7 protein-coding genes and 1 pseudogene are annotated in these 10296 nt (G+C 38.7%); all 8 read left to right on the forward strand.

Translation table 11 applies throughout. The features are described 5' to 3' along the window. A pseudogene (locus tag DXB91_RS13825) lies at positions 1–415 on the forward strand (ParB/RepB/Spo0J family partition protein); the annotation flags it as partial. Positions 416–424: 9 nt separating this feature from the next. After that, positions 425–784, forward strand: a complete 360-nt coding sequence (locus DXB91_RS13830; protein ID WP_015533470.1) for an SMI1/KNR4 family protein — start codon at positions 425–427, stop codon at positions 782–784. After that, positions 777–1319 (forward strand): RNA 2'-phosphotransferase, encoded by a 543-nt coding sequence (locus DXB91_RS13835; protein WP_015533469.1) that lies wholly within the window; start codon positions 777–779, stop codon positions 1317–1319. Before DXB91_RS13830 ends, DXB91_RS13835 begins: the two co-directional genes overlap by 8 nt. Next, a complete protein-coding gene (locus DXB91_RS14515) occupies positions 1320–1850 on the forward strand; it encodes a hypothetical protein (RefSeq protein ID WP_238051949.1) in 531 nt (176 codons plus the stop codon). A gap of 334 nt (positions 1851–2184) precedes the next feature. After that, entirely contained in the window at positions 2185–3135 is a 951-nt protein-coding gene (locus DXB91_RS13845; protein WP_055147846.1) for a PASTA domain-containing protein, read from the forward strand. 2 nt (positions 3136–3137) lie between these two features. After that, entirely contained in the window at positions 3138–5075 is a 1938-nt protein-coding gene (locus DXB91_RS13850; RefSeq protein WP_055147843.1) for a leucine-rich repeat domain-containing protein, read from the forward strand. Positions 5076–5089: 14 nt separating this feature from the next. After that, positions 5090–6862 carry a hypothetical protein gene (locus DXB91_RS13855; RefSeq protein WP_055280670.1) on the forward strand — a complete coding sequence of 591 codons (1773 nt, stop codon included), beginning with the start codon at positions 5090–5092 and terminating at the stop codon, positions 6860–6862. Positions 6863–6879: 17 nt separating this feature from the next. Continuing rightward, positions 6880–10296 (forward strand): type VII secretion protein EssC (gene essC / locus DXB91_RS13860; RefSeq protein ID WP_118018510.1); only part of this gene is annotated, 3417 nt, incomplete at its 3' end.

Raw genomic sequence — 10296 nt, forward strand, 5'->3', positions numbered from 1 at the left:
AGGACGGGTGGAGTCTGAAAGAAGTATTACTTGTGAGGGTGGAAGTAAGACAATTAATCCTAAAGAAATAAGATATAGTCAATCGTCTGTAAATGGTTCAAGTGAGATTATAGATAGCATGAAGAAGAATGGGTGGAAGGGTGACCCGATTGATGTGGTAGAAATGCCTGATGGAATATATACAACAATAGATAATACACGTGTTGTATCTGCAAGAGAAGCTGGTATTAATGTTAAAGCTAATGTGCATGGATATAATGATATTTTACCTGAGGAATATATCGAGAGATTTACAACTAAGAAAGGTGTTCCTGTTACATGGGGCGATGCAATTAGTCTAAGAGTTGGAAAACAAAAGGCATCTTTTAGAAATAGTAATCCATTTGGAGCGTTTGATATGGATACAATAAAGTAGGAGGCAAACATGGAAATATATGATGTAAGTAAAGTATATCAAGAATTTAATTATCCCAAAGAGTTTTTAAAAATTGTTGAACTAAATCTGGTGGACTTTGATTTTTGGTACTTAATGAGCAAAGAACAGGTTGAAAAAAGAATTAAAGGATTAAAGGAACGTTATCCAGATAGAGAACTTGTTCCTTTTGCTAGAAGAGATGATAGTGATGATATAGCTTGTTTTGATATTAAAAAAAATAGTAAAGTCCAAATTATTCATGATTTTGCAAGTGCTGGATATGAACAGAGAAAAGAGTATAATACTTTCTGGGAATGGTTTAAGGAAGCAATACAGGAAATGATAGATGAGGAAGAAGCAGATGATTAATTATGAAGAATTAAGCAAAGAAGTATCGTATGCACTTCGTCATGCACCTTGGGAATATGAGTTGGAGATGGATGAAGAAGGTTGGGTGTCAGTAGAACAATTAGTGGATGCTCTGAATAAGGATATGAAATGGATAGGTACATCAGAAGACGATTTATTAGTTATGATAGATAAATCAGAGAAGAAGAGACATGAAATAAGCGGTGGAAAAATCAGAGCATTTTATGGTCATTCAATTCCGATGCACATAAAGAAAGAAAAAATGATACCTCCAGATATTTTATATCATGGTACGGCTAGAAGATTTTTATCAAGTATAAAAATTAATGGCCTATTACCTCAAGGAAGACAATATGTTCATTTGTCACAAGATATTAGTACAGCACAGAGTGTTGGATTAAGACGTGATAATAAACCATGTGTTTTGCAAATTGATGCAAAAAGAGCTTGGGAAGATGGAATACTTTTTTATTTTGGAAATGAAAAGGTATGGTTAGCTGATGTAATACCAAGTAAATATATAACAGAAATATAGTTGATAGAAGCCAGTAGATTTAAGGGTGGAAGTCTATCTGTACAACATGCAGTTGGAAGTGCAAATCAAGCGCAAAGTGTTTTAAATGGTATTGATCCACAATTTTTTAATAAAGGAAGTAGATTCGGAGGCGGATTTTATGTAGGTGCAGATAGCAATACAATAGTTGCAGAATTAGCGGAACATGGAAATACGGCTAAATATGCAATTAGTTACGATATAAATTTATCTGGTCAAAAGGTATTGGATTTGACAGATGCAACAATTGCTTCGAAATGGGGATATGTGCAAAATCTTACTTCTACAGAGGCATGCCAAGATATAGGAACATTGGCAAGAAATCAAGGATATAAGTCAGAAAATGCAATTTTAATATTAAGAGATGATATTGAGGAGTGTGTTCTAAATGCATATAGGATTAATGATTTAAATAATTTATTGTTTTTAGACGATTATTTCGTTGGGATAGAATTTAAAAATTTGAATCAAGAAGAAATGAAAGAAATTAAGAATTCGAAATGTTTATTATAAAATATTGTTTTTAAATTATTAGATTAAAGGAGCAGTTTTAAAGATATTTCAACAAATAGGATGGTATATTTATAATCCACAAGAGAAGCCCCAATATCTGCCAATTGGTGAAGACGAAGAGTATGATTGGCAACGTGACGAGATAGAAGACATGATTTTAGTCAATAGATAATAAAATTTATGGTTTGTAAAAATACATTGTTTACTTAACAACATTTGTTATGAAAACAATGTATTTTTTTATAATTAAATAGAGAAAAACTAAATGATTGTTGACAAAAATAATTGATGATGCAATACTATTGTTTGACAATAATGTAAAGGAGATGGTGTTGTGTCGCGGGAAGATGATGTTGGAGCTGCGGGCGTTGGAGAAGCTGCGAAGGATAGCAGAGATGAGCTTGAAGACATTTTAAAAGCACTTGAAGCTGGTGATTCTGACAAGCATGGACCCAATATGAAGATCATCATAGGTGTAATAGCCGGGATCGTATTGGTTTCAGTTGTGTTAATTATCATGATGGTTAATAGGAAATCTGTTGTGCCTGATTTTGTTGGTCACACAACGGCGGAGGCAAAACAAATTGCCAGAGAGTCTGGTGTAACGCTTGAGGAGAAAAAAGAATACAGTTCTGAGGTAGAAGAAGGATGCGTTATCTCACAGGATATAGCCAAGGGAATGAAGGTGAAACGTAAGGCTTCAGTTGGAATAACGGTCAGTAAAGGCAAGGAGATGACAGTTGTGCCGGAATTTGTTGGTGAAATTCTGGATGATGCCAGAGCTATGGCTACAGAGGCTGGTATAGAGCTTGAAGAAACTGAAGAATATAGTAAGGATGTTGCGGCTGGCTTGATAATTGAACAGCAGGATACACAGGGAACCAGCATAGAAAAGGGGAGTTCTGTAAAGGTCACAGTAAGCCTGGGAGAGCAGACAGTAAAACTTCCTGACTTTGTAGGTATGACCTTGAATGATGCAACTATACAGTGTTCAACCCTTGGAATCACCTTTAGTACCCTCCAGGAGAATTCTGATACCGTTGATGAGAATGTGATCATCAGACAAAGCGTAAAGGCGGGAACTGAGATGACTGAAGATACTCAGTTGTATCTGATAGTGAGTAAGGGCAAGAAGACAAGCTCGTCTGTGGCTGCAAGCTCCGGTTCAGCAGGTGGTGGATCGGGATCATCTGGTGGTTCGGGAACAAATGAACAGGCGGACAGCGGAACATCAAGCGTAAATGAAGATGAGTTTATAACAGAAGAAGAAGAGTGGGGTGATTGATCATGAAAAAGGAGTTAAAGAGAAGGATAATTACAGTAATTGTAGGAGCAGTGATTATGTGTATGGTCAGCCTTGTTCCAGAAATGGTACAGGCATATGCTTCGACGAATGCAGTGTCGGAGGATGCTGGAATCAGGGCTGAATATAATGGTGACAGTGGGGTGCTGACATTGGATGTTTCCACAAATAAGGCGATGATTGACTTTGGACTGGAGGACAAGAAGCCGTGGACTAATTTCAATGTTATAAAGGTTGTAGTAAAGCCTGGAGTTACACATATAGGTAACAATGCATTTTCAGGATGTACAAATCTGGAGTCTGTGGTTATAGAGGGAGACGAACCTCTCACTATAGGACGAAGGGCTTTTTATGGATGTACTTCTTTAAAGTCTGTGGAATTTTCGAAAGGAACTTTGTCGGTGGGGGCGTATGCATTTGCCAGATGTTCAAGTTTGAAGAATGTAGACATGTCTGGATCTCAGATATACGAACTTGGTCAGTTTGCATTTGGAGAGTGCTATAGCATAACCGATTTGAAATTATCAGAGTATACCAAGAATCTGGGAGACTATTGTTTTCAGGGCTGTAACAGAATAAAGAACATAGATATTCCTGATAATTTATCAAGTGTTGGAAATTGTGCCTTTGCGGGATGCGAATTGTTAGAGCATCTGGATTTTTCGGAAAGACTGACAAAACTGGGCGATTTCTGTTTTATAGGGTGCAAAAATCTTCAATATGTTAGATTGTTAAGAAGACCGGCGGATGCGGATTTTGGAACCGGCTTGTTCAAGGAGGGAAATCCAACCGGAACATATCTGTATACATATGAGGCTGGTAACAACATATATACTCCGGATTCTGATGAGAATGTGATTATCAGGAGGGCTTATAGGTTTGATGAAAACAGTATGAATGTAAGTATTCCGGCTAAGAGTTATTCTTATACGGGAAAGCCTATAAAACCGGTAATTAAAGTTACGGATAATGATGGCTCTGTAGTAAATGCAGATGCATATGATGTTACATACTCGAATAATAAAAATGTCGGAACCGCTGTTATAAAGATTACAGGAAAAAATGAGAATATCGGCACACTCACAATGAAATTCTCAATAGTTCAGGCAGCATGCAAGCTTTCTGTTAAGAAGGATGGTAAGCAGGCCGCAGGTACATATACGCTTCTTCTGAACAGTCGTGGAACAGCATCTATGACCCTGGCAGCTACGACTTCAGGAAATGAGAAGATAAGGTACACAAGTTCAAACGAGAATGTACTCAAGGTCAATGACAGAGGAGTCATAACAGTCACAAAAACGGGTACAGCCAAAATAACAATATGCGCTAATAATAAGACAAAGTCAAATTATAAGCCATGCTCAAAAACAATCACTGTGAAGGTAAGAAAACCTCAGAGCATACAGGTTAAGAGTAAAAAGACACAGTATAATTATAAGAAGGGCGTGAAGAGAAGCATAGGAGCCTCAGCAAAGGGTGGAGTCAGACTTACATATAGTTCATCCAATCCTAAGGTTATTTCTGTAGCGAATAATGGAAAGATAACAATAAAGGGTGTTGGTAAAGCTATAGTTACGATAAAAGCAGGTGATAATGGTGTATATGAGCAGAAGGTAAGAAAGATTACATATTATGTAAGACCGGTGATGTCATCTGTGTCAATTGCCCATAACAGCAAAACACTAAAAGTAACAGTAAATAATCCTACTCCGAATTCAAAGGTTATCGTAAAAGTGTATGAATCGTCAAAGATGAAAAAACTATATGGTAAGCCACATATAAAAACTGTAAAGAAAGGCAAGAAAGTAGTTATTACTGTGAATGTATCAAAGTATAGCAGATACTATCCTGTAATTTATGTGAAGAAAAATGGCGTTGAATCACAGAAGGTTACAAATAGCAGAGGAGATATAAGGAAGTAAAGGGGGCATTTCAGATGACGAGAGTAAAAAAACTTATAGCGGCAGTGATGATTGTCTTGGCTATATGTTCATTTGGTATGGTGCAGGCACACGCTGATGAGTCGGATTCGACTGATGCGGTAAAAACCTATTATTGCATAGCAAATTATCCAGTTGGAGTAAGATTAAGTACATCACCAAACGGAAGAGCGCTTGCATGGATAACCATGACCGAGTCTGAAGCAGCGGATGCGTATGTGTATGGAAAAATAGATTACAGTGAGGATAAAGACGAGCTGAAGATACGTGGACTTACCGCACAGTCCATGAGACTCTACTGCGAAAAACTGGCCATAGGCAGTGAGCCATGCAAAATAGACAAGATAATCTCATGTGGAGGCAGTATCATGACTCTTGAGGTTAAGTCTGGTTCATATCTAAAGTGCAATGAAGTCGTGGGGGCTCACCGTTTTGATATTGCTCCAAGCGGACAGGATAATAATGTGTACAAGCCTTCAGCCTTGAATTTATCAGAGGACAGTGCTGAGGTGATCATTTCAGATGATAAACCATATGTATATACAGGCAAGGTGATAGCTCCGACAGTACAGGTCAAGTATGAGGGAAGAGTTATTGAACAGGGTACAGACTATAAGGTCACCTATAAAGACAATATTAATGCAGGAACACAAGCAAAGATTGTGGTGACTGGATGTGGAGATTATGGCGGAGAGATCCAGAAGGAATTTACAATTAAGCCTGCAAATGTGCAGTCTGCATCGATAGATGTGGCATCTTGTGTATATGACGGAACAGCAAAGTTACCAAAGGTTACAGTGAAGCTGAATGGTGCGGTAATGGGTACTGATAACTATAAGATTACTTTAAAGAATAATGTATCGGCCGGAAATAAAGCGGAGGCAGCCATAGAGGGTTGTAAGAATTTAACTGGAAAAGTAAGTAAGACATTTACAATTTCTCAGGCGGATATAACAAAAGCGACAGTGACATTAGCTGCTAATTCTTATACATATAGCGGAAGTTATTTCAAGCCTGCAGTTACAGTTGCGTATGGAAGTGCAAAGCTGAAGGCATCAGATTATACAGTACAATACGCAAATAATAAAGAGCCTGGTACAGCGACAGTTACTGTTACGGCAAATGGTTCCAACTGTGTATCAGGAAAGAGAGTTGTAAAGAATTTTAGAATTGAAAAAAAGGTACCGGTGATCTCGTTCAAGAGTCCTATATCAACAACATGGCACAATGCAAATGGAACACATGGCTTTGAGTGTGTTGCACCTAGTGATTGTCAGGGTACATTTAGCTTCAAATCAAGTAATCCTAAATTGCTTGCGATCAATGCGGCAGGTGGAAGAGTTCAGGTTATGAATAACAAAGCATTTGGCAGTGTAGTGATTACAGCTACCTTTACACCAAAGGGAGCGGATGCTGCGCACTATAGTACAAAGTCTATCACCAGAACTATAAAAGTGGTGCCAAACATAGTTAAGATAGCGAATACAGAATCTAAAAAATCAGGACAGTTATATATACAGTGGTCTAATAGTAAGAAGGAGTATAATGCCAGCGAATATAGGATATATTATTATGGCTACAAGAAGGACAGTGAAGATTGTGGACAGATGTCACTATATAATTCAAAGAGTAAGATAACGGGTACCAGTACAACCATAACCGGACTGAAAGCTGGAAAATATTATATTAAGGTTGTTCCTTGCTATAAGTCAGGCGGAAACGTGCAGAATGGTGCCAGCACAAGTGCTGTAAAGTGTGTTATTAAATAGTCGAAAGAGGAAATCTTATGGAATTTATGACTCCTGTGGATAAATATATGATATCGGGTGTCCATCGTATAAGAATAGGAAGTCTTGACGAGAATGAGATTGTGGTGAGAAGCCCGGAAATGATTGGTGTTCAGACCGAATTTGTGGAAAATGGAAATGGATGGATTATATGTGATACTGGCAGTCGTAGCTTGACCGTGGATGGCAATCTGGTACAGTCAGGATACAAGCTCAAATGTGGAGATATTATAGAACTCGGTGCTTTAAGGATAATATATTGTGTGCAGATTATCGGTGTGATTATACAGAACGACTTAAAAGACAGTATTATTGTCAATCTGCCATACTTGGATTCAGAGGCGCTTAAGTATGAGGATGTTCAGGGAAAAGACAGATTTTTTCACAGATCCCCCAGAAATACGAAGGAGCCGGTTATAGAGTCTGTGACAATTGAGAATCCACCGGCAAAACAGCAGATAGAAAAGAAACCGCTCTTGATGGTTATAGGACCAACATTTACGATGATGATCCCTATGATGCTTGGAGGAGTTCTTGCTATGTACAGCTACAGATCATCAGGGAGCAATTCTGGAATGCTTATGTATACAGGTCTTATCACTGCTGCTGCATCTGCGGTTATAGGAGTGTTATGGGCCTTCATCAATATGCATTATGATAAGAAGAGAAATGCACAGGGGGAGCTTGACAGGAGATCTGGGTATGCCAGATATCTGAGGCGGCAGATAAAACAGATAGCTTCTAATCAGAATACTATAAAAAATATGCTCGGAGATATGTACAAATCTCCTGATGTTATAACGCAATATACAGATCAGTCAACTGAATTGTGGAATAGAAACAGGAATCATAAGGATTATCTGGTGGAGCGAGTTGGCCTGGGAACATTGGATGTGTCAGAGTATATAACTGTTCCTAAGATACGAATGGAACAGTCTGATGATGAATTGATACAGATTCCGGGCAAAGTAAAGGCTATATATTCACGAATAAAGGATGTTCCGCAGGGCGTGGATCTCGGAGCTACAGGTATAATAGGTATAGTTGGAGTGGGAGATAAGAGCAAAGCATTTGATGTGGCAAGAACCATGATTGCACAGATAGCAGCGAATAATTCTTATCGTGATGTAAAACTTGCATTTGCATTCGATTCTGAAACTGATAGCAGTGAATGGATGAACTATAGGTTTATGCCGCATGTGTGGCTCGATGATTATAGTGAGAGACTGATGGCGTCAGATAGAAGCTCAGTGGACGACCTGTTTTTCAGAATTATTGATATTCTGAGAGACCGGGAACAGAAAGATTATACTATAGAGAAGCGACAGTTTACTCACATTGTGTTGTTTGTTGCTGATACTTCTCTGCTGGAAGGGCATGCGATAAATAAGTACATAACAACAGATGCACAGAAATATTCTTTCACAGTGGTAACCTTGGCTGATAAGGAATCGCAGTTGTTGAATGACACTACTTATGAGCTTATAATCGACAAACAGTTTTCGGGAATCCATAGGATGAAGACGGATGAGTATAGCCATGTAGATTTTGATAAGGTGACAGAAAGTCAACTGGCAGCTTTTGCCGACAGAATAGCAGTTATAAAGGTGAACGAAGATGTGGAGGCTGGCGGTATACCCGACAGCCTTACATTTTTTGATATGCTGGGAATACAAAGGCTGGAAGAATTGCGGGTTCTCGACAGATGGAAGACAAACAAAAATTACAACAGTATGCGGGCTGTCATAGGTCAGTCGGCTGGTGGCAAGGACTGTATTCTTGATGTACATGAGAAATATCATGGTCCCCATGGGCTTGTTGCGGGAACTACAGGATCGGGAAAGTCGGAGACGCTGCAGACATATATTCTCTCAATGGCGATAAACTACAGCCCTGATGATATAGGCTTTTTCATTATTGATTATAAGGGCGGAGGAATGGCAAACCTGTTTGATGGTCTTCCACACATGATAGGAGCAATATCGAATCTGTCAGGAAGTGCGATAAAGAGAGCTATGGTGTCCATAAAGAGCGAGAATATGCGAAGACAGAGAGTCTTCAATGAGGCCGGAGTGAACAATATTAATAATTATACCAAGCTTGTAAAAGCCGGTGAGGTAGAACTTCCGGTACCACATCTGTTTATAATAGTGGACGAGTTTGCCGAGCTGAAGCGAGAACAGCCGGAATTTATGAAGGAGCTTATAAGTGTTGCACAGGTTGGACGAAGCCTTGGTGTTCATCTGATCCTTTCTACGCAGAAACCAGCAGGAACAGTCGACGAAAATATCTGGTCGAATTCCAAGTTTAAGCTGTGTCTTAGAGTGCAGGATAAGCAGGACAGTAAAGAGATGCTGCACAAGGAGGATGCTGCTTTTATAACTCAGGCAGGAAGGGGATATCTGCAGGTTGGAAATGATGAAGTGTATGAGCTATTCCAGTCTGGCTGGAGTGGAGCTGAGTATCGGGGAGATGCGGTTTCTGGTGAAGATACACGAACTGCGATACTTTCAGCTTCTGGTTCGGAGATTATAAGAAAGAAGAAAATTGCCAAAGTGTCAAATCCGGCAAACAGCGTAACGCAGTTGGATGCGGTTAAAGAGTATTTGGCCAAGGTAGCAAGAGAAAATGGATATAACAGAGATTATAGTTTGTGGATACCACCAATAGCTAATCCTATATTTATAGACGATATAGATGATGAATATCCGATAAATAAATCAGATGATGCATATTCATTGGTGGCAACTATAGGAATGTACGATGATCCATCAAGGCAAAGTCAGAAACCATATAGGATCGATATTGCGGATGCTGGAAATATTGCAGTATGTGGAACGAATGTAAGTGGTAAAAGTACCTTTGTTCAGACACTTATTGCATCATTGATAACCAGATATAAAGCTTCAGAAGTAAATATATACATAGCAGACTTTAGCAATAAATCTTTGCGGTGTTTTGAACAGGCTCCACAGGTTGGCGGTTTTGTTAGCGAGGATGATGATGACAGAATTAGGAAACTGATATTCTTAATAAACAGGATTATATCTACAAGAAAAAATATTCTTGGTGGAATAAGCTTCAACTCCTATAAAAAAGTTAACAAAAACGATATGCCTGCAGTAGTGTTCATAATAGATAACTATGCTGGATTTCGTGAAAAAACAGCAGAAATATATGATGATAATATGCAGAAGATTGTTCATGATGGTACTGCATATGGAATATATACGATTGTAACTGCAAATGGATTTGGTAATACGGGAATACCTGGAAGGATAGAAGACAATATATCTGAAACAGTGGCATTGAGCCTGAATGAAAAGTATATGTACTCATCGGTTCTGAGAACAGGAAGAGTGGAGCTTGAACCGGAAAATCTAAAGGGAAGAGGACTCATAAAGGTCGATGGAGAA

The organism is Coprococcus sp. OM06-34AC, assembly GCF_003462545.1.
Taxonomy (GTDB): Bacteria; Bacillota; Clostridia; order Lachnospirales; family Lachnospiraceae; genus Coprococcus; species Coprococcus aceti.

Excerpts from the sequence above, each read along its gene's own strand:
- DXB91_RS13830 (WP_015533470.1), top strand. The coding sequence starts at position 425 with ATGGAAATATATGATGTAAGTAAAGTATATCAAGAATTTAATTATCCC.
- DXB91_RS13855 (WP_055280670.1), top strand. The coding sequence starts at position 5,090 with ATGACGAGAGTAAAAAAACTTATAGCGGCAGTGATGATTGTCTTGGCT.
- DXB91_RS13835 (WP_015533469.1), top strand. The coding sequence starts at position 777 with ATGATTAATTATGAAGAATTAAGCAAAGAAGTATCGTATGCACTTCGT.
- DXB91_RS13850 (WP_055147843.1), top strand. The coding sequence starts at position 3,138 with ATGAAAAAGGAGTTAAAGAGAAGGATAATTACAGTAATTGTAGGAGCA.